This is a genomic window from Halobacteriovoraceae bacterium (assembly GCA_020635115.1).
In the GTDB taxonomy this organism is placed as follows: Bacteria; Bdellovibrionota; Bacteriovoracia; order Bacteriovoracales; family Bacteriovoracaceae; genus JACKAK01.
This window is the reverse complement of the sequence record JACKAK010000010.1, coordinates 129,959-153,250: the sequence shown is the minus strand read 5'-3', so window position 1 is coordinate 153,250 and position 23,292 is coordinate 129,959. Positions and strand designations below refer to the sequence as shown.

The following is a 23,292-nucleotide window of genomic DNA, read 5'->3' as shown; positions in this document are numbered from 1 at the left end:
ACATGCAACAAATTTCTGTGGTGATATAACCAAATTACATGAATCAGAACTTCTGGAGTTATTAAAAGGTCAAGAAGTCCACGTAGTAGTTGGAGGTCCACCCTGTCAGGGATTTTCAACTGTAGGTAGAGGAAATCCAAAAGATAAAAGAAATAGTTTGTTCTTGCAGTTTTTAAGGGTAGTTAAAATTACCAAGCCATATTATGTCTGTATCGAAAATGTAACCGGGTTACTTGCTAAAAAAAATGAACAAACCCTTTTATCCATTTTCAAAGAATTTTCAAAATTAGGTTATAATCTTGAAGCAAAAGTGTTGGAATCTCAAAAATATGGAGTTCCCGAGAAAAGAAAAAGAACTATTATCATCGGTTCTCGGATCAATGAACAAATTCAATTCCCACTTTGCACTCACGATACCCTAGTTGGACAGTCTTTTATTCCAGCTTTGACCATAGGCGAGGCATTTAAAAAAATTGAACTTCTTGGTAAAAAAGTTAAAAATCACTCTAAAGAAGATGCTCAAATCTCCAATGATCTTGACCTTAAACGCATTAAGCGAATACCTGAGGGAAGAGGAATTAGATATGAACGAGATGAAAACGAATTTCTATCTAAAAGTTTAAAATTAGGAGTAAATTGGCAGGAGCTTCCTGAAAATAGATTCAGACAAACAAAATATCACCGACTTGATTCAAAGAGGCCAGGGCCTACTATGATGACTCATAGACATAACTATTACCACCCTACTGAAAATAGATATCTCACTGTAAGAGAAGCAGCATCTATACAAAGTTTTCCTGAGCAATTTGAATTTTTAGGGAGTATTTCATCTCAATGGAGACAAATAGGAAACGCAGTTCCTCCACTTATGGCCAAGGCCATTGGAAAAGCTTTGATTCAAATGTTCAAACAGGCCACAGGGACGAAATCTCAAAAAATGAGAAAACTCTCCAAAAGGCCGCAATCAAATGATATTCAAGGACTAAGAAAAACCGCGTTTAAATATATTGATGGATCTAAGCAACTCTAAATTTGGCAGCGATTTTCTTTTCAAATGAGATTATAAATGAAGTGTGTCCTTCAAAGAACTCATACTTGATTTGTCCGTTGTGTTCTTTAACAATATTTAGAGCTAGGCTCATTCCTAGCCCTGTAGATTGTGCATCATTTTTAGTAGTAAAAAATGGTTCAAAAATATTCTTTACAGTTTCTATTGGAATTCCCTCTCCTGAATCAATAATTCTTATATCAATTGCGTCTATTTTGTTTTCAATGTAAATTTTGATCCATTTTTGTTTTAATTTTTCTATGGCCTCGACTGAATTATTTAAAAGATGATAGAACAATTGAGAGATACTTGCTTTTTTTCCAAAAAACTGAATATTTTTATCCCCATCAATCGAAACATTTATATTTTCATTATTCTTATTCGAAATAAACAAAGCTACAGTGTTGTCAATTATTTCACTCAAATCAAATTCGATTGCCTTATCATCGACTTCTACGTTTCCAGAAAGTCCCTTAAGTTGCTTTACTATTTCAGACATTCTTTTAGAATTCTCATCTAATTTCTTTGTAAATTTTAAAAGTTCTGTATCATTATTTTTCTGAGCAATTCGATTTATTTTTTTACAATACCCTAGGACTACGGCCAATGGATTATTCAACTCATGGGCCACACTTGCACTCATTTCTCCAATTGAAGCTAATTTATTTGCTTGAATTGTATTTAGTCTTTGTCTTTCGATTTCCTCTTTAAGCTTTACACTTTCTTCAATTGACTCAATCACTATGATTGCCCCTCCCACTCCTTCTGACTCGTACCAAGGGGCCACTTCCCACTTAAACCATTCCAACTTGTTAAGTTTATTCTCAAATTGATCCTGTTCTTTTTCAATAGTTTGCCCATTTTGGGCCTTTTTGAAAATATCTTCCCAATATTGTTTTTTTAAATATGTAGTTTCAAAAATATTTTTCCCTTCAATTTGTTCAATTGAAATATCAAATTCTTTTTCCCACTTTTGTGACATGGCCAGAAAATTCATATTATGGTCAAGCATTGCTACACTTGTAGGTAGATGTTTTACAAAAGAACGCATTTGCTTTTCATTATTTTTTATTTTTTGTTCATTAAGAACTCTCTCTGTTATATTTCTTACGGACATAACAACTAGCATCTCATTTAGTTTTGAAATTTTAGCATTAAAAAAATCATGTCCATTTCTACCAGGAGACTCGTATTCAAATGATGTGGCCTTACCTGTTTCAATGACATTGTTGAATTGTTCAAGCAATGCATCAGCAAAACTACTATCATAAAGATCATAAATGTTCATACCAATTAGATTTTCTTTTTCATCAGGAAGATCTCCTTCCTCATTGTCAAAAATCTCGTGATATGTTCCATCAATATCCATAATGAATATCAAATCAGAGGCGTTTTTTAGAGTAGCATTAAGTTTTTCCTCAACTTTCTTAACTTTAGTCATATCAAAGCAAACGAGATAATATGAAATTAATTTATCTTTTTCTAAAATAGGTACTGCTGTTGCCTGTGTCCAAATTTTATCACCATATTTTCTTTTTAAATCAAACTCTCCACTCCAAACTTCGGATTTATTAATTTTATTCCAAAGCATTTTTTGTCTATGTAATGTGTTGAAATTTCCTTGTACCCAGTGGAGATCTCTGCCAATAATGTCTGATTTTTTATATTTTAATTTGCTGATTACATTTTGATTTACATCTACAATTATTCCTTCAGTATTAATTTCAAAAAAGAAAGTGTTAGAATCTAAAGCTAACTTATAATTTGATAATTTAGTATTGTTATCTTCAAGTGTATCCTGAATTTTCTTAAATTGATCTATGTCTTGAATTGTCCCATTTATATGAGTAACTTCGCCGTTTGAAACAATGGCCTTGCCACTTGTTCGAATCCATTTTGTTTGCCCCAAGTTAGTATTAATTTTGAATTCATCATCGAACTCTTCTTGCAATTCAATGCAGTTTTGAAAATACTGGAGAATTTTTTCTTTAAATTCTGGCAAATAGAAACTAAAAGCTTCATTTAATAAAATATTTTTCTCTAATTCAATTGAATGCACACGATAAATTTGTTCACTCCACCAAAGAATCGATTTTTTAATATCGTAGACCCAAGTCCCAATCTTTGCCTGGTCAAGTGCAATTGCATTTAATTCATTGTTTTTGACAAGATCATCTACGACAAGTCCATACCCATAGATTTTTTTTCTGATTTTAACGAGTTTTATATAATTCCAATTTGGCATATTATTTATTTTTACAATATAAAACTGATGGCCTTGTTTGGATTTTAAAAATATTTTGAGTTTGGCATGATGTTTCTTTTCAATAATATCTAAGATATTTCTGGATTTAATTTTATCTTTGTAGTCTTTATTTGCACTAACGATTTCACCATCGATATCTATTGTGAAAAGATAAAAAGAAAATAACTCTTCGAAGACTTGTATATCTTCATCTTCAAAAGAGTCATATTTTGAAATTATTTTACTTTTGCTCACCATCGTTATAGTTTCTCCACGATAACGATTCGGATTTAAAGGGTTCGAACTTGAAAAAAATAAACCCGACGACAGACGTCTATTTATTTACATGAGCCCAATTTCATAGAGTCTTTGCATGAGAAAATCATGGGAACTGATATCCAAATATTTTGCGCCACTACCCTTACAACTTTCAATACAAGACAAAATTGCTTTCGGATGTGGGTGAACAAAGTATGGCATTGAATATCTACGTGATTGTTGATTAACGGGGTTAACCACTCTGTGGATTGTAGAAGGCAAAATATCATTCGTAATTCTTGACATCATATCTCCAGTATCAACGACAATATCACCTTTAGCACTTTGAATAGGCAACCATTGATTATTATGATCAAGTAATTCAAGCCCAGAATCTGTTGCACCCACTAAAAGAGTAATAAGATTAATATCACCATGTGGAGCAGCTCTTATAGAATTTTTCGTATCTTGTCCTACAGTAGGTGGATAATGAATCGCCCGCAAGATACTGTTACCATTTTTAATCATTTCTGAAAAATAATCTTCAGGTACTTCCAAGGCGATGCCCAGTGCAGTTAATAGAACCTGACTGGTTAAATCCATAGCATTGTAAAGTTGCATAAGAATTGGTTTAAAGTTTTGAATTTCAGAAGGCCAAATGTTTTTTGGGTAATAACTGGAGTAAGGGTGATTGTCTAAAATCTCTCTTCCTACATGCCAAAACTCTTTGAGATCAGGATTACTGTTATCTCTTGCATGTTCTGTTTTGAAAGGAGTGTAACCTCTTTGACCACCTGAAACACCACTGTAATTTATTTTCTTTGAAGGAGAGAGATTAAAAAATTCATGTATAATATCATAGGCATGATCAACTTTATTTTGTTCAATTAAATGATCTTGTAAAACGATAAAACCAAATTCCTTAAGGCCAAAAAAAAAATTATCTATAAAGCGTAGCTTGTCTAATTGCCCGCCCTGTAAATAACCAAGTAGTGAAAGCTTTGGAACAACTCTAGAAGACGATAGTTTAACACTTTTGTCTGAACTTATTTCCATATGAATAACTCCTCAGGCCTATAATTTATTCCTTGAATATCTTGCTACCAATACGGACATAATTTGTCGACATCTCTAGAGCTAATTTATAATCTGAAGTCATTCCCATGGAAAGTTTCAGATTTGGATCAAGTGTATTTTTGATGTTTATAAGTTCTTGAAAACAGCTTCGAGCGTCTTCTAAAATGTTATCGCTACGGATTTTTCCTATTGTCATAAGTCCATGTAGTTCAATGTGGTTAAATTCTAACTTTTTATAACAATTGATAAGTTCAGCTATTTCTTTGTGACTGGTTAGTCCATTTTTTTGAATTTCTCCAGATGTATTTACTTGGATAAATATTTTTAAAGGACTAGATAATTCTGACTCGAATTTTTTTAAGGTTTCTAATTCTTTAATTCGACATACAGAATGTATGGCCCATAAATTTTTAACTTTGAGGAGATTTTTAATTTTTTTAGATTGTAATGGCCCTAGAAAATGCCAAAGACATTCCAATCCGGAATTGAAAAAATACTCAGATTTTATTTCTAAATCTTGGAGATGATTTTCGCCAAAATGTTTCTGTCCATTTTCATTGGCAATCTTAATATCTTCTATTTGAGAATATTTTGATACAGCAATTAATATTGCTCGGCCATTAATTTCACTTTTTAGCTCGTTTATTTGATTACAGATATGTTTTTTAAGCGGATTGATCATCCTTAGCGTCTTTCTTTTTTTTAAGCTTTATTGTTGCATTTAGCTCAAAATCATAGTTATCAACAATATGTTCTATTAATTTTTTGGAATCCATTTCAGATAGATATTTTCTAACCTCATCTTTCACACTTTTTGCAAAATCATCTTTTGCATCTTTTGCGTTTTGAATGAGCCCATTAACAATATCTTTCGGTAGTGGAATATCACCAATAAGATTTCGCACGGCATCCTCTGTCATAAATGCGGCACCAACTCCAATGGATACGACCCTTTTGATGACATCAGAAAATATAGATTCCTTATCATCCGGAGAATCTTTTTCGTCTCTACTTTTTCCATGAGACTTTTTTGTCATACCTACCCCTTTGCTCTTTTATAGTACTGTTGCATCATTTTTGGTAAATTACTAGAGACCAATTTATTAATAATTGGTTTTGGAACGAGAACTTTAAATTTCACATCTAGAGAATAGGTAACTTTTGTTTTTCCTTCCCCAAGATCTTCTAGTTCCCAACTCCCGTTATTTTCTTTGAAAATATCTCCAGAGTCAAAAGTCCAGGTGACTGAATTTGGAGCGCTCTGTTTTAAGTCAAGTGTATATTTAAATTTTTTAATAAGATTTAAAAAATACTGTACTTTTGCGCTCTTATCATTTTGTTCAACAATTATAACTTCGTCGCATCCATCAACAAAATCTGGATATGATTTGTAATCTATGAGAGTCTGATAAAATCTATTAATATCGACATCAAAAATTTCTGTATGTGTCACAGCTGCCATTTCAGATTCCTTATTTTAGTATCGTGGTTTTTTATCAAAAAAATGCTCTGCAGTGATTTTACGAATCGTACCAGAAGCACTTCTCATAACAATTGAGTGTGTTGTGGCCCCATTTGCTCTGAACGTGACACCATCAAGCATTGTTCCATCAGTAACACCTGTTGCACAAAAAAGAACATCACCACTTGCAAGTTCCTCTAGAGTGAAAACCTTATTAATGTCAGTGACTCCCATTTCTTTTGCTCTACGAATCTCCTCGTCGTTTCGTGGTCTTAAAATACCTTGAAACTCACCTCCTAAACATCTCAGAGCTGCTGCTGCAATGACTCCTTCAGGAGCACCGCCAATACCTATAAGCATATCAACACCAGAGCCTTCCATTGATGTTGCAATCGCTCCTGCAACATCGCCATCACCAATAAGCTTTATTCTCGCACCTGCATCCCTTACTGCGTTAATTATATTTTCATGTCTTGGTCTATCTAGAACGCATACTGTTAAATCTTGGACGCGACATTTTTTTGCTTCGGCCAATCTTTTTAAATTTTCTTTTGGAGATAATTGAATATCTATAATACCTTTACCTGCTGGGCCTACAGCAATTTTTTCCATATAAGTATCTGGTGCGTGTAAAAGATTGCCTTTTTCTGCAATTGCCATTACAGAAATCGAATTATAACCTCCACGAGCACATACACTCGTTCCCTCTAGCGGATCTAGTGCAATCTCAAGTTCGGGTCCCTTTCCTGATCCTACTTTCTCTCCGATATAGAGCATAGGGGCCTCGTCTCTCTCTCCCTCTCCAATCACAACTGTAGCATCGCAATCAACTGAATCGAGCATACTTCTCATTGCATCAACTGCGGCCTGATCAGCTGCTTTCTCATCGCCACGTCCCATTAGACGCGCCGATTCTATTGCGGCCATTTCTGTCACTCTGACAAATTCTAATGCTAAATTTCGATTCATTATAACCCCCGACATGTGAATTGATTTCGGGGCAATCATAGAATAGATAGAGGAGGTTGTATAGTTTGTTTATAGTTTTAACTGAAGGAATTCTTTAGCAAGAGTTGGAATACATTTTTCAGGTATGACAGAAACGACTTCTTTTGCAAAATTAATCTTTTCACTATCCTCTGTCTCATCTATCTGAAAGATAAATTCATCTGAATGTAAAAGTGGAGTATCTAGGTCCCTCTTTGTCAGAACTTTTCCTGTTCTTATACCTAATCCGTCCTGCCATTCAACAAAATTTTCTAGCAGTATTATTTGAAATTTTGATAGTTCACCATCTTGATGTTGCCATATAAAAAGCTCAAGAGCTCCGTCAGATTGTAACCAGTATTTGAGAGACGCCGGACGATCAATGCTTAGCTCTTCCAGGTGAAGTGGTCTTATACTTTTTATAAGATTTTCAACTGAAAGAAAGTTCCTAATTTTAACATCAAAGTCTTCAATAATTTTGAACTCTACTCCAAATGAAAATTCGTTTGTCCATCTTACAACGCATGACACATCTAACTCTTGGCCCTTCCAATGAATATCGCCTTTAATGATCTCTCCATCAACAAAATCATGTCCACCGTCTCTGACCATTAATTGCATACCTGTGTACGAGATATCCACAACTTCGTATGTTATATTTTTAGAACGACCAAGGCATTTAAAAACCATGTAATTGAATGGAAAGCGAGGAAAGACTCTTTTTTCAAGTTCTTTTATTTGTGATTTTATTAATGCTAAGTGACTTTCCATTAATTCAATCCTCCTTTTAGGATTTTGATATACTGTACATAATTCAGCTTAAACAATTCAAACAAGTTGTGATAGAGGGAATAAAGTGTGCTTGAATCGTGGATAAGTGTTGACAATAAAATAGATCGTGCGTAATTTTGCAGGTTTAAGACATTAATATTCTTATGTAAGCTAATTTATGACTTCAGAACTAGATAAAAATATTTGGGAGCTTGATAATCTTCCTAATCGCTTAACTATTTTTAGAATGGTGCTCGTGCCAGTCGTTGTCATTCCACTTTACTTTGAACTATTAGGAACGGAAAAAATTTCTTTATCGCAAAACTTTTTAAACTATTTTGCAGGATGGACATTTGTCCTGGCCTCTATTACAGATTTTTTTGATGGGTATTTGGCACGAAAGAGAAAAATGGTAACTGTATTTGGTTCTTTTCTCGATCCTATTGCAGATAAATTCTTGGTCGTATCTTCACTAATTATTCTTTTGGCCTTAGAACGTCTTGATGCACTTTTGGTTATATTGCTTATTATGAGAGAAATGTATATTACTTCATTGAGACTCTTAGCTTTAGACCATCATGTAAAATTAGAGGTTGGAAAGTTAGGAAAATGGAAAACGGCATTTCAAATGATTGGAATTCCTCTCATAATGGTGAATGACAATTGGGCCGGGACTTTAAATACTTTGAAATTAGGTGAGATCTTTATATATATTGCAGTGACTTTTTCGATTCTATCTGCAATTAGATACACCTACAAATTAATTTCTAATCTTAAGAAATATAAACAAAATTAACCAGGTATTAAATGAGCTTAAGCTTTGCTATAATTCTTTCCTGGGGTGCCGAGGGGGCAACACTGTGAATCAAGAACAGAACAATATTTTAGTTACAGTCAGTGGACCAGATCATCCAGGAATTACGACAACCTTAATGGAGATAATCGATAAGGGCAGTCACAGATTACTTGATATGGGCCAATCAGTTACACATGGATTGCTTTCATTAAGTTTTTTACTTAATGACAATTCAGAATTTGGAAAAGACACTCCTGTTTTAAAAGAACTATTATTTTCAGCAAAAAAAATGGGGCTCACTCTTGATTTCGATATAGTCTCATTTGGTGAAGTAAAGGCGATTGAAAAAAGTGAAAAATATATTTTAAACTGTGTTTCGACTGATTATCTCTCTGCTGCATTTTTAAAAGAAGCGACAAGTGTCCTAGCAAAACACAATATAAATATTCTTAGAATCGATAATGTAAATCCTGGTTGTTTTAAATCTATTGAAATAAGTGGACGTGTGCAGTCATCGGTGAATCTTCAAGATGTAAAAAAAGAGCTTTATGCAATATCTCAAAGACATGCAGTTGATATTGCATTTTTACGAGATAATATCTTTCGAAGAAATAAACGATTAATCGTCTTTGATATGGATTCTACTCTTATTCAACATGAAGTAATAGATGAGTTGGCCAATATATATGGCGTTGGTGAAGAAGTTTCTAAAGTGACAGAAGAGGCCATGAATGGACTTCTTGATTTTGATGAATCTTTAAAGAAAAGAGTTTCAAAACTGAAAGGACTTGAAGAAAATAATCTTAAACAGATCTTGGATCAATTGAAATTTACTCCAGGAGCAGAGGAATTTATCACAACAGTCAAGCAATTAGGTTATAAAGTTGCAATTATCTCAGGAGGTTTTAGTTACTTTGCGAATGCGTTGAAGGATAAATTAGGTTTAGATTACGCTTTTGCAAATGAACTTGAAATCATAGATGGAAAACTTACGGGAAACGTTGTTGGGGCCATTGTTAATGCAAATCAAAAAGCAATACTTTTACAACTAATAGCTCAACAAGAAGGTATTTCTCTTGAGCAAGTTGTCGCCATAGGGGATGGTGCCAATGATTTGCAAATGCTTTCAAAGGCAGGATTGGGTATAGCATTTCATGCTAAAGAAATAGTCAATCAAAAAGCAAATCACCATATGGGCCATGGGCCAATGACTAGTATTCTCTACTTTTTAGGAATTCATGAAAATATAAATGAGTAAATTTATGTATCCACGGAGGGAAAATGCATGCAATTATCAAATTACCGATTGAAAAAAAAATTACTCCTTCTTTTTTTCAAAATCCAGAGATTACAAGAGTTGAAATAATTGCTCCAAATGTTTGTTCACTTCCTAGAGAACTCTTTTTTTTACCAAACGTCTTTTCATTGTCCCTTGTCATGAAATCCCTTAACTCTCTCCCTAGTGAAATAAATAAATTCCACAAGTTGAAGTACCTAAAAATTTCACATACAAATATCTCAGACATTAAACTCAATGATGCTTCATTTCAAGACTTAGACACTCTTATATTATCACATAATAAATTTACTTCTATTCCTTCATGGGTATATAAATGTTCAAAAATTGAAACTCTTATCTTATCCAATAATAAAATTAAAACAATTTCAGAAGATATTTTTAAACTTCAAAATTTAAAAAGATTATCAATAGAGGCCAATCAAATTAGAAATATACCTGAGTCAATCTATCACCTTCCAAAACTTCTCCATCTCTGCGTAGAACTAAATCCTTTGCTGAAAGAACAAAAAAACGGAATATATCGAACATGATACTTAGAATGATAACCTATTACTGGAGTCAAATTTTTTAATTTACTGATATTATCAGTTTGATATTTTTCTATGTAATAATTTATAGAACTGTCTAAAGATTTCAAAACAATTTAACGAAAAGTTATAGTAACATAGACATTAATGGTACAAAAATTTTAAAGGAGTCATTATGGCGTTGTTTGAGTGGAACGAAAGTTTTGAAACGGGTATTACGAGTGTAGATAATCAACATAAAAGACTTGTTGATTATGTGAATAGATTACATGAAGGGATGATGCAAGGGCAGGCCTCTCAAGCTCTAGGAGTTATTTTAGAAGGTCTTATTAATTATACAGATGCGCATTTTAAACATGAAGAAAAATATTTTGACAAATTGAACTATAAAAACGCTGCAACTCATAAGGAATATCATAAAAAACTTGTTGGACAAGTTTTGGATTTCCAGAAAAAATTTAAGGATGGAGATGTTACAATCAGCTCTGAAATAATGGATTTTTTAAAAGACTGGTTAATGGATCATATTTTAAATGAAGATATGAAATTCGTAGACTTGTTTAAAGAAAATAAAGTACCTTAGTTGTAGATATGTTAGAAAACGTCGTTCACATAAATGATATTAAGAAGGATGAAAAGTTGGATAATTTCTACATCGATTTGTTAAACTTTTTGCCCTATCCCCTACTATGTCTTAAAGAAAATGGTAAAATCATTTTCGCTAACAGACTTATGGAGATGCTCATTTCAAGAGAAGATTTCCACCCTGGAAAACCGGGAGAAAGTATAGAACATTTAGTTCCTACCAAGTTTCTTGAGTTTATTGAACTATGGGATAGCAAATCTGATCGAATATTAAAGGAACAAAGAAGCAATCATTCTATAAAAATCCGTGAAGAACGTTGGACTGTATCAAATAGTATTTCTCCAAAAAATGAAGTCATCTTAATTTTTGAAAGAATACCTACCGAGCATGAGGAGTTTGCCAAAAATTTGGTCTCTACTTCTGAAATCATTGCTGCCTCCTCAGGTCAAGTTGATATTTCAAATCTCATGCTCAGTAAAAATTTGGAAAAAACTCATCAGCGAGTGGAGTTACTCAATCAAAATGCTAATAAAATGCACGAATCGGTTGAAAACGTTGCTGACTCCATAAATCAGATGAGTAAAACCATTTCGATGATTTCTTCTGATATTGATAGTGGAGCAAAACTTTCAAAAACTGCTTCTGAGCAAAATTTTATTACAAAAGCTATTATTGAAAGATTAGATCAAGAATGCCAAAAAATTAATGAAATTAGCAGTATGATTAACACCATTGCTGGTCAAACAAACTTACTTGCTCTAAACGCCACAATTGAGGCCGCAAGAGCTGGAGAGGCCGGAAGAGGTTTTTCAGTTGTCGCAAACGAAGTCAAAGAACTTTCAAAAGCAACCAGAAAAGCGACTGAATCAATTGAGATAAGTATAAAATCAATTATTCAAGGATCAAAAGAATCTGTCGAAGCTGTTCAAGCATCAACTGAATCTATTGAAAATCTTAATGATGTAATAAATGGAATAGCTGCTGCCACAGAAGAACAAAGCGTCACCATGTCCTCAATAGCCGAAAGTGCGCAGACTGTATCAGCAGAATCTCAAGATGTTAGAGAAAATATTGAAGTTGTAAGAAAAAACACTGAAATGGCCAGCAATTCAACTAATAAAATCAAAGAGGCCACTTCAAAACTTTCAACTGAATCAAAAAGTGTTAACAAAGATGTAAGAACCTTTTTGAAACAAATTGGTTTAATTTAACTAAATTCTTACTGAACTATTTGCCTTTCTTAATCGCTCCAACAAAGTTTGAACTAGTTTACTGTACCAATTGGGAAGAGTTTTTTCGATTTCTCTAATTTTTGAGTGTGGTATGACAAATAATTCGCAATCTTGAGCGGCCTTAACTGAAGCACAACGCGCTTCCCCATCTAAAAATAACATTTCTCCGACCAACTCACCCTGCTTAATTATAGCTATTTGTTTTTCAGAATCACCTACACGTTTGTAAACTGTCATAAGTCCTCTATTCAAATAATACATTTCATCACTTTCTTCCCCTTCTCTTAGAAGATAATCATCTTTAGACAATACTAAAATTTTCGCCATATTAACCCCTTATTAATTGAAATGAATAAAAGCAAAGATGGATTTCCTATCTCTTTTCATATATACGTTTAAAGTATACCACATAAATATTTTTAGTTAGAGGCCAAATCATGCTTATAAAATTACGTCTTTTCACTCTTCTATTTTATTTTGTCATTTCAACATCTATCAAAGCTGATAATCAAGAACTCTATCCCTCAAAAGATTTTACATCTCCAAGAATGACTTTCAATTACTTTCTAAAGGCCATGGTCGGATATAAAAATGGTGATTCAACTGCTATTAATATGGCCATTCAGACATTAGATTTAAGTGATTTTGATGAAACATCTAAAACTATTACAGGAAAAAATATAGCTATTTCCTTGATTAATACTTTAGACAGGCTCGAGAAAATTGATATTAATCAAATTCCAAAACAACTCAACAATAATATATGGTATTACAAGAAAAAAACCATCGAATATGAAGGACAAATTTATCCAGTAGAAATTGCTCTTTATAAAAATAATAATGAATGGATTTTCACCAAAAATACAGCGAGTACAATTTATACTTACGAAAAATCTCTCTCTAAAAATAAAATAGTTCCGGGAGTTGTGCAGTACAAACCTTGGCACTACAAATTTACAAAGGGTCTGCCCTCATGGTTTTTTAATGAAACATTCAAATTGACTAATGGACAATGGCTTGCGCTGATTTTTATAATATTTTTATCTTTTCTCATTGATAGAGCTTTTAGGCTTTACGTACATATTATTATTACAAAAATTCTTCAAAACAAAAATATAACTGTAGAGAAAGATATTCAGAAAAATTTTTTAGCACCGATGGGAATCATGGTATTTTCAATCTTTTTAAATGGTGGTCTACGCATACTTTCGCTACCCGATAATATTTTGTCATTATCTTTGAAAGGTTGTTACGTAATTTTTACGATGGCCAGTGTTTTTACTGCACATAAACTTGTCGATCTGATTTCTAGATTCTTTGAAAAAAGAGCTCTTCAATCTGAAAATAAGTTTGATGACATTCTTATTCCAATGCTTAGAAAAACAGCGAAGTTTATAGTAATCACTGTAGGTATAATTTTTATAGGTGATGGACTGGCCATTGATATGAAAGGACTTATTGCCGGTATGGGTATAGGAGGTCTGGCCTTTGCGTTTGCCGCTAAAGATGCACTCGGAAATTTATTCGGCTCACTTACAGTACTACTCGACAGACCTTTTAGAATTGGTGATTGGGTTCTTATAGACGGGAAAGTGGAAGGAACGGTGGAAGAGGTAGGTTTGCGAAGCACCAGAATACGAACCTTTTATGATTCGTTAATAAGTTTACCCAATGGCCAGCTCACAAATGTACATATAGATAACTATGGGCAAAGAAGATACAGGAGGTTTTCAACACATTTATCTATTGCCTATCATACTGAACCTGAAAGGATTGAGGCCTTTTGTGAAGGTATGAGACAAATTATACTGAAACATCCATTTACAAGAAAGGATAGCTTCCATGTCTATTTAAATAAAATGGGGCCTAGTTCTCTTGATATATTATTATATATGTTTTGGAAGGTTCCAGATTGGTCACAAGAGCTACATGAAAAACATAGACTCATTTTAGATATATTAAAATTAGCAAAATATTTAAAAGTAGAGTTTGCCTTCCCGACCCAAACTCTTCATCTGTATAATGAAGATAAGACAGAAAATTGTGAATTTTTGGATAAATCATTATTGACAAAGATTGGGGAAGAAAATGCTGATAAAGTAATATCCGAAAACTTTATCAGTGAAAAACATCGAAGCGGTCAACAGTAATTTTTAATTATTCCAAAACTTTCAGATACTTTTGATAAACATCTTCATAGTCGCCAGCAAAATCATCTTCACCTGGTTTGAGTGGTCTTTCTGGCGCCTTTTTAAACACTTTTTTTACCGATGCAGTATTTACATCTTCTACCTTGACTACTTTTTGTGAAACCATCGCATTATAAAGATTCTCATCATATCTTTTGATATCTTCAAGTGTAGTTTTGACAGCAGTTTTTTCTAACTTTTGAAGCTCAGTTGCAACATTTTTTGAAACCTCTTTCAGTTGTTTCTCTTCTTCTTCTTTTGTAACTTCAATGACAGAGTCCTTTTGAATTTTTGCCAGTTCTACTTTTGAAGTTCTTCTAACTTGAACATCTGCAATTGCTACATCTTTAGATTTTATTTCCGCTTTTGGAAGTGCGGTTGATACAAAAGCAGAAAAACCTGGTTTAACTTTTATTATCTGCGGTTTGACTTTCTTTTGGGCCGATAGTCCTTTCATTTTTTTTACCTTTGGAGTAACATCTACTTCACCTCTTATAACCGACACATCCATTTTTCCAAGTTGTCCAGAGTTCGAGACATAGAAATCTGTTCCCCTAACCCCCATTGCAGCATGAGTTGTCGAAACCTTTAGATTACTTCGAGGGCCATCTTTTGAAACGATAGCTCTGACTTTCCCGTACATAAGGTTGACAATAGTATTACTTTTCTTTTCTCCCTTAGAGTATTTTTCATCATCCCACTTCACTTCGTAAAATGTGTTTTGAGCAACGTTAAATTGGTCTCCATTGTTAAAAATAAGCCTTACCTGAGAATCTTGCTTTGTTTTAATAATTGAACCATTTTTAAGTTTAAGTCCTAGCTTTGGTGAAATTGAGAGGTAATATTTTCCATTAAAAAGGACTTCTCCTTTCCGCCCAAGAGATTTATTTGAAGGTGATTCATAGATATCTACAACTCCCTTTAATTTAATAACCCTTGCTGTAGAAGAATAAGAATTTGACCAAAACAATACAATAAAAATAAGTGGTAAAAATATGAATTTCATTTTTTCATCCTTGCTGCTTGTATAAATAGAGGTTTATCAATACAATTAATGTAAATTAAATATATTTTATCCTACTATAAGAAAATTAAAAGGGGTACAAATGAAAATTCTTCTCATAATCCTAGCATTTCTCTCAAGTCCTTCTTGGGCCAAGGATGATTTTAATTTCTCGTATCCTGAACTTCTAGTTGCACCTTCAGCAAGTGATCGTGTTGTAGATGAAGCAAAAAGTAGACCAACAAACTTTTTTAAATCTCCACATTTATCTATTGCGGCCTCTGGTTTCACTACATTTGTGGCCGGAATATTTCAACTCAGTAATAACAAAAATGAAAATAACGAACTAGGGCAACCGGAACGTCCCATAGGTCCTGGACTTACAGGAATTGGAATTGGTGCAGCGTGGATGGGTATAGCTTATTACATGCACTCACAGTATCACCCCTATTACACAGGTGCTGTTAAATTAAAAAAAATGACTGCTAAAAGCACGAAGGATCAGCTAGCAAAAGAGCGTTATGCAGAAGAAGTTCTATTTGATGCTAAAAGTTTGGCGAGAAAAATAGTATGGCTTTCTGCTGCTTCAAACTTCAGTGTATCAATCTATATGATGGCCAGAGCTGAAAGTGACTCCATATCTACAGGATTAAATTTAGCTGCTATAATTGCTTCTTTTGCTCCCATTTATTTTGGACATGACTGGATAACAACTGCAAATAGACATAAAGAAAATAAAAAGAAAATCTATGGACCAATTAGCTATGTTCCCTTTATGATGCATCATAAAGAGTCAAATACGATTGTTCCAGGATATGGAGTTTCATTTAGTTTTTAAAAACTATATGTGGAGTGATTTCTTGGTTGATATTTTTTCCAATACCTAGAACCTGCTTATTGGACATAATCCAGTTATAATGTTCTTGAGTTGATACATTTATTTTGCAACCATTTAGAAATTTTTTTGAATTCTCTGGCCCTATATCTAATTTTTCAAAAGGTAGAATGTTAGTTAATCTGAAACTCAAATTCTCAATGTGCTTTCTATTATCTATAATTTTTGGCCAGTTCTTTTTAAGAATTGAGTTTTTTAAGTTAAAGGGACCTATATTAGTTCTTACTAATGATATCAAATGTCCCCTTGTTCCACATAACTCCAGCAAATCTTCAAATAATTTTCTAATATAAGTTCCAGTACTTACACTTACTTTTATAGAGAGATAGGGATAGTGATATTTTACAATTCTGGCCTCGAAAATTGTTCTTTGTACGGCATCTTTTTGAATTAAAACTCCCTGTCTGGCCCACTTATAGAGTGGTTTACCATTACATTTTGCCGCTGAATAGTGTGGAGGTGTTTGTTTGTATTCATTACTGGCCAAGCAGTTTAGGGCCTTGTTAATTTCTGCGAGAGTTGGTTTGTACGAAGAATTTAGACAAATGGAACCTGTTCTGTCACCAGTATCAGTGGTGTAACCAATTTTCCCAATGGCCAGATATGTTTTTCTATTGTGCTCATGTGCAAGTTCATTGAGTCTAAGTGCAGAATTTAATCCAACCAAAAAAACACCACTAGCAAATGGATCGAGAGTACCAAAGTGTCCAATTTTTCTTGGTTTAAATGGGAGGTTTTTTTTAAAATGTCTAATGATATCAAATGAGCTTGGCCCTGGAGGTTTGAGAACACTAAATACTAATGGTTGATTATAGAGTTCCTTCTTGAAAGAATTTTCCATTTATTTTTTCCTGAGCTAATAAGACTTCAATTTTAGATGTTTCCTCAAATTCTCGATCATAGAGACAAATTACTTCAGGAACATGTCTAACTTTCAAATACCTTGCAAGATAGGTTCTCATTTTTCCACGCAGACGAGAAAATCCTTCTTCAATTGTTTTCTTTGAATCTGGATTGAATGTATCCCAATAGACTTTTGCACGTGAAAAATCATCTGTAAGATCACATTTTGTGAATGAAACAAGGGAAAGTTGAGGATCTTTAAGCTCATTTCTAAGATATAGATTTAAACCTTGAACTACTTTTGTTTCGTATGCTTGTTTTTTATTTCCCTTACTCATTCCTTTTACCCATGTTAGAGAGTCTTTTGATTTGAATCAAGTGATCTCTTTTTTTCAACCATTAAATAAGACTCAAAAATATCGCCAATTTTTATATCGTTAAAGTTTTCCATACCAACACCACATTCGTATCCACTTTTTACTTCTTTAACGTCATCTTTAAAGCGTTTTAGACTAGAAAGCTTGCCATCAAAAACGATTTTACCATCTCTAAGAAGTCTTATACTACAACCTCTTTCAATTTTACCATCAATTACGTGTGAACCTGCAATAACTCCAACCTTTGGAACTGAAAAGGTTTCACGTACTTCTGCTCTTCCGATGTATTCTTCGACAAATTCAGGATCTAGAAGACCTTCCAATGCTAATTTAATATCATTGATTAGTTCATATATAATTGAATATGTTTTTATATCAACGCCTTTATCCTCAGCGAGTCGTCGAGCACTTGTAACCGGTCTCATGTTGAAACCTAAAATAAATCCATTCGTAGAGATGGCCATATTGACATCACTATCAGAGATAGGGCCGACACCACCACCAACAACTTTAACACCAACTTCATTGTTTCCTAAAGATTCAAGTGCCTGTCTTATGGCCTCAAAAGATCCTTGAACATCAGAACGTATAATAAGGTTAAGCTCTTTTTTCTCTTGTCCTTCAAGAGGTGCTTGAGAAAAGAAATCTTCAAGACTTACTTTCTTTTGAGAAGGAGTGGCCTCTAATACTTTTCTTTCGTCAATTCTATTTTGGACAATTTTCTTGGCCTCACGTTCGTTTTTAACAACATTAAGAATTTCACCAGGATTTGGCGCATCAACGAGTCCTAAAATTTGTACAGGTGTTGATGGGCCAGCTTTAGATAGTTGTTTCCCAAGATGATCTGTAAGGTTTCTGGCGCGCCCAAATGTTTCTCCAACAACGATACTATCACCTTTATTAAGCGTTCCTGATTGTATGATAACAGTTGCTACTGGACCTCTGCCCTGCTCTACTTTTGATTCAATAACAACACCTTCAGCTTGACCTTTATCGTTTGCAGTAAGTTCCATCATTTCTGCTTGTATTGCGATATTTTCAAGAAGATCATCTACCCCATCTCCATTTAGAGCTGAAATAGGACAAAAGATAGTATCTCCACCCCATTCTTCTGGAGTTAATTCAAATTCGATGAGTTCTTGTTTCACTCTGTCAGGATTTGCCTGTTCTTTATCCATTTTATTAACGGCAACAATTATCGGACGATTTGCATTTTTACAAAATCTAATCGACTCTTTTGTTTGTGGCATAACACCATCGTCAGCTGCAACAACGAGCACAACAATATCAGTGACATCAGCACCTCTTTGTCTCATTGATGCAAACGCAGCGTGTCCCGGTGTATCTAAAAAAGTTAAGGTAGAATTTTTTACCTTAACAGAATAAGCTCCAATATGCTGAGTAATCCCACCGGCCTCTCCACTTGCGACTTTTGCACTTCTTATATAATCAAGGAGTGTTGTTTTCCCATGGTCAACATGTCCCATAATCGTGATGATAGGATTTCTTGGAGGGAAAGTAGACTTAGCTTCGTTTCCAGCTTTAAGGATTTCTTCTTCTCTGAATGATTTATCTTCAACTCTAAATTTATAAAGTGCGGCCAACTCTGAACAAAGCTTAGGTCCTAAAAAATCGTCATGCTTAATAAGTAAATTGAGATCTAAGGCCTTATCTACTAGTTCTTTAAATTTGATATTTAATTTCTTGGCCAAGGTTACAACTTCACAACTACCATGAATTGAAATGACTCTCTTTGAATCTTTTATTTCAGTTTTTTCAGTTTTACGTGTTGCACCTGTGTACACCTTTTTTCGGCCAACTGGAGTATAGACTTGATTTCCTAAAACCGAGTATGTTTTAAGTTCTTCATCCGCCCTCAATTGAGTTAAATCACGCGATCTATTAGCTGGAGCTTTTGCTTTTCCAGACATCATTGTGGCCAGGCCACCCAATCTTTTTTTCGATTCAGACTTTGGAGAATTCTCGTCATCATCACTAAATTCTTCTTCTTCTTCTTGAACTTTTTCTGTGGTTACTTTTTTCTCTGGAATATAAACTGGTGTAAAGACATGTTGCTTGGGCATATCCAGAGTATTGTCTGTTTCGTTCTTAGTCTCAACGACTTCAACAGGTTCTTCCTTTTTTATTTCGGGTCTAGCGATAACTCGCAATCCAGAAACCTTAGGCATATCTTCCTCATATAATGACTTTGAGGTAGACATTGCTTCTTGTTCCTTGGCCTTTTTCTTTCTGGCCGCAACATTGCTTTTCTTAACCCTCACCGTTTTCGGTCGGTCTTCGGTATCATTTACTTCTTCTTCATTTGCGACTTGAGATTTTATTTCTTCTGGAGAATTTAGTTTTTCTTCATTTGCAGGAGTTTCACTTGCTGGCTTTTTAACGACTTTTTTCTTAACGACTTTCTTTTTAACAGTCTTTTTCTTGGTCGCCTTTTTCTTCTTTTTATCTCCCTCATCTGTAGGCCTTAAAAAAGATATAGCTTTTTCGACATCTTCGTCACTTAAACTTGTCATGTGACTTTTAACTGAAAGCCCTCTGCTATTAAGTATTTCGACAAGATCAAGTGGTCTTAAATCGAATTCTTTAGCAAGTTCAAACACTTTTTTAGGCATGTATTCTCCAGATTTATTTTCTACTTTTTCCAATTTTCACTTCTTATATATACAAATTATTTTAACTTAAATGCTGCAAGTTCTTCTCTGAGTCTTCTTTCGGCCTCAGAAAATTTTTCTGATTCATCCTCAGAACCATCTAATTTCGGCCCACCGTTTTCAAGTTTTCCAACGTACGAAGGTACGGCAGAGGCCGAGACAAATTCCTCATCCTCATCGACTTGAAGTTCAATATTTCCATCATCAATTGCCTTATTTGTATTGGCCAAAATTGTTTGTGTTTCAGATTCTTCAAGTCCGAGCATGTGTGCCATATCAGCAGCTTCAAGTACAGCTAAATCCCCGATTGCCATAACGCCATTTTGGACGAGTACTTGTGCAATTGTTTCTGAAATTCCATCAATTTGAATAAGATTTGCAACTGCTTTATTAATTCTTTCTTGTAGCTTAGTTTTTGAGATAATATTAATTTTATAACCAGAAAGCATGGCCGCTAGTCTAACATTTTGTCCCCTACGTCCAATTGCTAAAGAAAGTTGATCTTCTTCGACAACGACGTCCATGGATTGTTCCTCATGGTCAATCATAATATTTGAAATTTCGGAAGGGGCCAGAGCTTCTCTCGCAAAAGCGTCTAGATCGTCATACCATTTAACAATATCTATTTTCTCGCCTTGTAGTTCATTTACAACATTTTGCACTCTGCTTCCTTTCATACCTACGCAGGCCCCAACTGGATCAATTTCTTTATCCGCAGTAGTCACAGCAATTTTGGCACGATGTCCAGGTTCTCTGGCCGCAGACTTGATAATAATTGTCCCATCTTGAATCTCAGGAACTTCTAGTTCGAAAAGCTTTACTAAAAATAAAGGAGAAGTGCGCGACAATCTTATTTCAGGACCTCTATTTGTCATCACGACTTCAGTTAAGTAGGCCTGTATTCTATCACCAGGTTTGAAATTTTCCCCTGGAATAACTTCGCGTCGTGGTAATATCGCATCGGCCTTTCCAAGATCAACGATTATATTTCCTCTTTCGTATCTTCTTGCGATTCCAGAAATGATATCCCCTTCTCTATGCTTAAATTCAGAAAAGAGAATTTCTCTTTCTGCATCACGAACTTTTTGAAAAATGATTTGTCTGGCCGTTTGAACATCTACTCTTGTAAAATTTGGATTTTCGATTCTGATACCTAACTGATCACCTACTTCAACATCTTCATCAAGTTCCTTGGCCTCTTCTAAATTTATTTCAAGAATTGGATCTTTTACGTCTGTCACCACATTTTTGAATTGATATATTTCAATATCATCATCAGACTCATTATATTTAGTCTCATACTCACCTTGGATACCGTATTTTTTTCTAGCTGTTACTAGAAATGCTTGTTCTATGGCCTTCACGACAACGTTTCTTTCGATACCACGTTCTTTACCTATGGCCTCAATGACTCTTCCTAATTCTGAAAAATTCATAAAACTTACCTCTTTATAATTCAGGACTTACATTTGCCTTTTTGATTGCATCAACATTAAGTAACAAGTCACAACCATTAATGTTGATTACAATTTCATTTCCTTTAATATTTTTTAAAATCCCAATGGCTTTTTTGGCCTTTTTGATTGCAGTAGGCAATTCAAAATCAGAACATGGGACTATTGATTTATTTTCTAATAGTTGTTCAAATTTATGAGTCAAACTTAACTCAACCCTTTGTTCAATGGCCTTTTCAAATTGTGATCGATATTTCAAATGTCGAAAGATTCCTGGAGATGATACTTCAAGAACTAGATTTTCAGGAATCCATTCAACCTCTTCAAAAGGTAACGACAGGGCCCTATCTACAGCGGCGCACTCTTCAATCTTTGCTGTCTTAGTTTGCGGGTTTTCAATATAGAGTCGCAGCAGAGAGTTTTGGGAAAAATATTCGATATCATAGAGCTCAAGTCCAATACTTTCAACGATAGGTAAACAACACTCGAAAAATTTATTTTCAAGATGCATTCCCTCTTTATGTCCTAAAAGTTGGTCTAAATTCAATATCGCTCCCACTAGGTCAAAAAAAAGGGGTTACTCCGCAAAAGAACAACCCCTACCTAATATTTAAAAATGAAAGATAAAGACAGATCCTTATTAACAAAATTTAAAAGAAAAGACAATGATTTTATAAATTTACTTATAGATATAGATGCAAGCAGACTGCCCATCTGAGTAAAACTTTGGTAAAGTACTTATATATTTAAAACCTTGAGCTATATAAAGCCTATTAGCAGTATGGTTATTTTTTCTTACTTCTAAATATATTTTAGAGGATTCTTTTTTTGCCATACCGAGAAGTTTACTGGCCAGTCCCTGTTTTAAATACCCAGAATGAGTGACAATTTTAAGTAAATGTAATTCATTTTCATCATATTCATCAAATAATGCAAATGCAATGAGACGTAAACCTTCAAATGAAGCATATAGTCTATATTTTTTATTTTGAAAAAAACTTTCTAACGCATCGCAACTCCATGGATAATCCATGAATTGACGGTCTAGTTCGGATACCTCAGTAATTAAATTTTTGGAAATTGAATTCGTAAAAACTCTATTTGTATACATAATGTGAGTTTTTACTATCGATGAAGAGTAAATAGTTCGAAATATGTTTAGAGAGTAGTTCTTTATAAATCATATCTCTTTTCTTCGATAATACTTTTTCGTCATTGCCAATTATGACTCTGAGATCTTCCATTTTTTTCCCGAGCTCAACATCGACAATAGATGATACCCTATCAACCAGAGTTTTTTCGATCGAAAGTAAGGTTTGATATGCAGAATCTGAAAGTTTACCAAAATTTTCACAATCTTTAAGCTGTTTCTTAGAAAGCTTAATTAGGGGAACTCTCTTAATTTTATTAAGATGAAATAATTTCAGCAAATAAATTTGCTGTTTATCGACTTTTGAAAACAAAGTACTATTTGAACCAAAATAAAAATTCAATAACCCCTCCGGATAGTAACAATTAAACTGCTTCAAATCCTTTGAAAATTTTTTAATCTCAGAATTCCAGTAGACTT

Annotated in this window: 24 protein-coding genes; 8 read left to right on the top strand and 16 right to left on the bottom strand. The window is 33.8% G+C overall.

Annotation, left to right across the window (positions count from 1 at the left end; genetic code table 11):
• On the top strand, nucleotides 1-1,030 hold a 1,030-nt coding region (locus H6622_15890; GenBank protein MCB9063004.1), incomplete at its 5' end, for a DNA cytosine methyltransferase.
• On the opposite strand, the gene H6622_15885 is transcribed toward H6622_15890, so the two are convergent.
• From H6622_15885 to H6622_15855, 7 genes are all read right to left on the bottom strand, one after another.
• Complete coding sequence (locus H6622_15885; GenBank protein ID MCB9063003.1) at nucleotides 1,017-3,551, bottom strand: PAS domain S-box protein; 2,535 nt, start codon at nucleotides 3,549-3,551, stop codon at nucleotides 1,017-1,019. The genes H6622_15890 and H6622_15885 overlap by 14 nt on opposite strands.
• A gap of 84 nt (nucleotides 3,552-3,635) precedes the next feature.
• Nucleotides 3,636-4,607 (bottom strand): isopenicillin N synthase family oxygenase, encoded by a 972-nt coding sequence (locus H6622_15880; GenBank protein MCB9063002.1) that lies wholly within the window; start codon nucleotides 4,605-4,607, stop codon nucleotides 3,636-3,638.
• A 25-nt stretch (nucleotides 4,608-4,632) separates the two neighbouring features.
• Nucleotides 4,633-5,310 (bottom strand): YggS family pyridoxal phosphate-dependent enzyme, encoded by a 678-nt coding sequence (locus H6622_15875; GenBank protein MCB9063001.1) that lies wholly within the window; start codon nucleotides 5,308-5,310, stop codon nucleotides 4,633-4,635.
• Nucleotides 5,294-5,665 carry a hypothetical protein gene (locus H6622_15870; protein ID MCB9063000.1) on the bottom strand — a complete coding sequence of 124 codons (372 nt, stop codon included), beginning with the start codon at nucleotides 5,663-5,665 and terminating at the stop codon, nucleotides 5,294-5,296. Before H6622_15870 ends, H6622_15875 begins: the two co-directional genes overlap by 17 nt.
• A gap of 2 nt (nucleotides 5,666-5,667) precedes the next feature.
• Complete coding sequence (locus H6622_15865) at nucleotides 5,668-6,090, bottom strand: SRPBCC family protein (protein MCB9062999.1); 423 nt, start codon at nucleotides 6,088-6,090, stop codon at nucleotides 5,668-5,670.
• A 15-nt stretch (nucleotides 6,091-6,105) separates the two neighbouring features.
• Nucleotides 6,106-7,059: a class II fructose-bisphosphatase gene (gene glpX / locus H6622_15860; GenBank protein ID MCB9062998.1), complete on the bottom strand. Its 954-nt coding sequence runs from the start codon at nucleotides 7,057-7,059 to the stop codon at nucleotides 6,106-6,108.
• A gap of 69 nt (nucleotides 7,060-7,128) precedes the next feature.
• The gene (locus H6622_15855) at nucleotides 7,129-7,848 is read right to left on the bottom strand and encodes a PilZ domain-containing protein (protein ID MCB9062997.1); all 720 of its coding nucleotides are present in this window, start codon (nucleotides 7,846-7,848) and stop codon (nucleotides 7,129-7,131) included.
• Between the two features lie 178 nt (nucleotides 7,849-8,026).
• Between H6622_15855 and pgsA the strand changes: the two genes are divergently transcribed.
• The 5 genes from pgsA (at nucleotide 8,027) to H6622_15830 (ending at nucleotide 12,268) form a co-directional block, all read left to right on the top strand.
• Nucleotides 8,027-8,644, top strand: a complete 618-nt coding sequence (gene pgsA / locus H6622_15850; GenBank protein ID MCB9062996.1) for a CDP-diacylglycerol--glycerol-3-phosphate 3-phosphatidyltransferase — start codon at nucleotides 8,027-8,029, stop codon at nucleotides 8,642-8,644.
• Nucleotides 8,645-8,708: 64 nt separating this feature from the next.
• Nucleotides 8,709-9,902: a phosphoserine phosphatase SerB gene (gene serB, locus H6622_15845; protein ID MCB9062995.1), complete on the top strand. Its 1,194-nt coding sequence runs from the start codon at nucleotides 8,709-8,711 to the stop codon at nucleotides 9,900-9,902.
• Between the two features lie 23 nt (nucleotides 9,903-9,925).
• Entirely contained in the window at nucleotides 9,926-10,474 is a 549-nt protein-coding gene (locus H6622_15840; GenBank protein MCB9062994.1) for a leucine-rich repeat domain-containing protein, read from the top strand.
• A 172-nt stretch (nucleotides 10,475-10,646) separates the two neighbouring features.
• Entirely contained in the window at nucleotides 10,647-11,054 is a 408-nt protein-coding gene (locus H6622_15835; GenBank protein MCB9062993.1) for a bacteriohemerythrin, read from the top strand.
• Nucleotides 11,055-11,062: 8 nt separating this feature from the next.
• On the top strand, nucleotides 11,063-12,268 hold the full coding sequence (locus H6622_15830) for a hypothetical protein (GenBank protein ID MCB9062992.1): 1,206 nt from the start codon (nucleotides 11,063-11,065) through the stop codon (nucleotides 12,266-12,268).
• Here H6622_15830 and H6622_15825 read toward each other — a convergent pair whose 3' ends face one another.
• Nucleotides 12,269-12,616, bottom strand: a complete 348-nt coding sequence (locus tag H6622_15825) for a cyclic nucleotide-binding domain-containing protein (protein ID MCB9062991.1) — start codon at nucleotides 12,614-12,616, stop codon at nucleotides 12,269-12,271.
• A gap of 110 nt (nucleotides 12,617-12,726) precedes the next feature.
• Here H6622_15825 and H6622_15820 point away from each other — a divergent pair, with 110 nt between their 5' ends.
• Nucleotides 12,727-14,439 (top strand): mechanosensitive ion channel family protein, encoded by a 1,713-nt coding sequence (locus H6622_15820; GenBank protein MCB9062990.1) that lies wholly within the window; start codon nucleotides 12,727-12,729, stop codon nucleotides 14,437-14,439.
• A gap of 7 nt (nucleotides 14,440-14,446) precedes the next feature.
• Here H6622_15820 and H6622_15815 read toward each other — a convergent pair whose 3' ends face one another.
• Nucleotides 14,447-15,484: a FecR domain-containing protein gene (locus H6622_15815; protein ID MCB9062989.1), complete on the bottom strand. Its 1,038-nt coding sequence runs from the start codon at nucleotides 15,482-15,484 to the stop codon at nucleotides 14,447-14,449.
• 100 nt (nucleotides 15,485-15,584) lie between these two features.
• Between H6622_15815 and H6622_15810 the strand changes: the two genes are divergently transcribed.
• Nucleotides 15,585-16,319 (top strand): hypothetical protein, encoded by a 735-nt coding sequence (locus H6622_15810; GenBank protein MCB9062988.1) that lies wholly within the window; start codon nucleotides 15,585-15,587, stop codon nucleotides 16,317-16,319.
• Here the strand turns inward: H6622_15810 and truB are convergent.
• From truB to H6622_15775, 7 genes are all read right to left on the bottom strand, one after another.
• Nucleotides 16,309-17,217 carry a tRNA pseudouridine(55) synthase TruB gene (gene truB, locus H6622_15805; GenBank protein MCB9062987.1) on the bottom strand — a complete coding sequence of 303 codons (909 nt, stop codon included), beginning with the start codon at nucleotides 17,215-17,217 and terminating at the stop codon, nucleotides 16,309-16,311. The two genes, H6622_15810 and truB, sit on opposite strands and share 11 nt — an antisense overlap.
• Nucleotides 17,186-17,557: a 30S ribosome-binding factor RbfA gene (gene rbfA / locus H6622_15800; GenBank protein ID MCB9062986.1), complete on the bottom strand. Its 372-nt coding sequence runs from the start codon at nucleotides 17,555-17,557 to the stop codon at nucleotides 17,186-17,188. The genes truB and rbfA overlap by 32 nt, the downstream gene beginning before the upstream one ends.
• Before the next feature lie 14 nt (nucleotides 17,558-17,571).
• Entirely contained in the window at nucleotides 17,572-20,229 is a 2,658-nt protein-coding gene (infB, locus tag H6622_15795) for a translation initiation factor IF-2 (GenBank protein ID MCB9062985.1), read from the bottom strand.
• Between the two features lie 56 nt (nucleotides 20,230-20,285).
• Nucleotides 20,286-21,704, bottom strand: coding sequence for a transcription termination factor NusA (gene nusA, locus H6622_15790; protein MCB9062984.1), 1,419 nt, complete (start codon nucleotides 21,702-21,704; stop codon nucleotides 20,286-20,288).
• 13 nt (nucleotides 21,705-21,717) lie between these two features.
• The gene (locus H6622_15785) at nucleotides 21,718-22,269 is read right to left on the bottom strand and encodes a hypothetical protein (GenBank protein MCB9062983.1); all 552 of its coding nucleotides are present in this window, start codon (nucleotides 22,267-22,269) and stop codon (nucleotides 21,718-21,720) included.
• Between the two features lie 132 nt (nucleotides 22,270-22,401).
• Nucleotides 22,402-22,833, bottom strand: coding sequence for a GNAT family N-acetyltransferase (locus H6622_15780; GenBank protein ID MCB9062982.1), 432 nt, complete (start codon nucleotides 22,831-22,833; stop codon nucleotides 22,402-22,404).
• On the bottom strand, nucleotides 22,820-23,215 hold the full coding sequence (locus tag H6622_15775) for a hypothetical protein (GenBank protein MCB9062981.1): 396 nt from the start codon (nucleotides 23,213-23,215) through the stop codon (nucleotides 22,820-22,822). The genes H6622_15780 and H6622_15775 overlap by 14 nt, the downstream gene beginning before the upstream one ends.
• Between the last annotated feature and the right edge of the window lie 77 nt (nucleotides 23,216-23,292).

What these genes read in the sequence shown, in the direction of transcription:
- H6622_15885 (MCB9063003.1), bottom strand. Translation starts at nt 3,551, where the DNA reads ATGGTGAGCAAAAGTAAAATAATTTCAAAATATGACTCTTTTGAAGAT.
- H6622_15880 (MCB9063002.1), bottom strand. Translation starts at nt 4,607, where the DNA reads ATGGAAATAAGTTCAGACAAAAGTGTTAAACTATCGTCTTCTAGAGTT.
- H6622_15875 (MCB9063001.1), bottom strand. Translation starts at nt 5,310, where the DNA reads ATGATCAATCCGCTTAAAAAACATATCTGTAATCAAATAAACGAGCTA.
- H6622_15870 (MCB9063000.1), bottom strand. Translation starts at nt 5,665, where the DNA reads ATGACAAAAAAGTCTCATGGAAAAAGTAGAGACGAAAAAGATTCTCCG.
- H6622_15865 (MCB9062999.1), bottom strand. Translation starts at nt 6,090, where the DNA reads ATGGCAGCTGTGACACATACAGAAATTTTTGATGTCGATATTAATAGA.
- glpX (MCB9062998.1), bottom strand. Translation starts at nt 7,059, where the DNA reads ATGAATCGAAATTTAGCATTAGAATTTGTCAGAGTGACAGAAATGGCC.
- H6622_15855 (MCB9062997.1), bottom strand. Translation starts at nt 7,848, where the DNA reads ATGGAAAGTCACTTAGCATTAATAAAATCACAAATAAAAGAACTTGAA.
- pgsA (MCB9062996.1), top strand. Translation starts at nt 8,027, where the DNA reads ATGACTTCAGAACTAGATAAAAATATTTGGGAGCTTGATAATCTTCCT.
- H6622_15840 (MCB9062994.1), top strand. Translation starts at nt 9,926, where the DNA reads ATGCATGCAATTATCAAATTACCGATTGAAAAAAAAATTACTCCTTCT.
- H6622_15835 (MCB9062993.1), top strand. Translation starts at nt 10,647, where the DNA reads ATGGCGTTGTTTGAGTGGAACGAAAGTTTTGAAACGGGTATTACGAGT.
- H6622_15830 (MCB9062992.1), top strand. Translation starts at nt 11,063, where the DNA reads ATGTTAGAAAACGTCGTTCACATAAATGATATTAAGAAGGATGAAAAG.
- H6622_15825 (MCB9062991.1), bottom strand. Translation starts at nt 12,616, where the DNA reads ATGGCGAAAATTTTAGTATTGTCTAAAGATGATTATCTTCTAAGAGAA.
- H6622_15820 (MCB9062990.1), top strand. Translation starts at nt 12,727, where the DNA reads ATGCTTATAAAATTACGTCTTTTCACTCTTCTATTTTATTTTGTCATT.
- H6622_15815 (MCB9062989.1), bottom strand. Translation starts at nt 15,484, where the DNA reads ATGAAATTCATATTTTTACCACTTATTTTTATTGTATTGTTTTGGTCA.
- H6622_15810 (MCB9062988.1), top strand. Translation starts at nt 15,585, where the DNA reads ATGAAAATTCTTCTCATAATCCTAGCATTTCTCTCAAGTCCTTCTTGG.
- truB (MCB9062987.1), bottom strand. Translation starts at nt 17,217, where the DNA reads ATGGAAAATTCTTTCAAGAAGGAACTCTATAATCAACCATTAGTATTT.
- rbfA (MCB9062986.1), bottom strand. Translation starts at nt 17,557, where the DNA reads ATGAGTAAGGGAAATAAAAAACAAGCATACGAAACAAAAGTAGTTCAA.
- infB (MCB9062985.1), bottom strand. Translation starts at nt 20,229, where the DNA reads ATGCCTAAAAAAGTGTTTGAACTTGCTAAAGAATTCGATTTAAGACCA.
- nusA (MCB9062984.1), bottom strand. Translation starts at nt 21,704, where the DNA reads ATGAATTTTTCAGAATTAGGAAGAGTCATTGAGGCCATAGGTAAAGAA.
- H6622_15780 (MCB9062982.1), bottom strand. Translation starts at nt 22,833, where the DNA reads ATGTATACAAATAGAGTTTTTACGAATTCAATTTCCAAAAATTTAATT.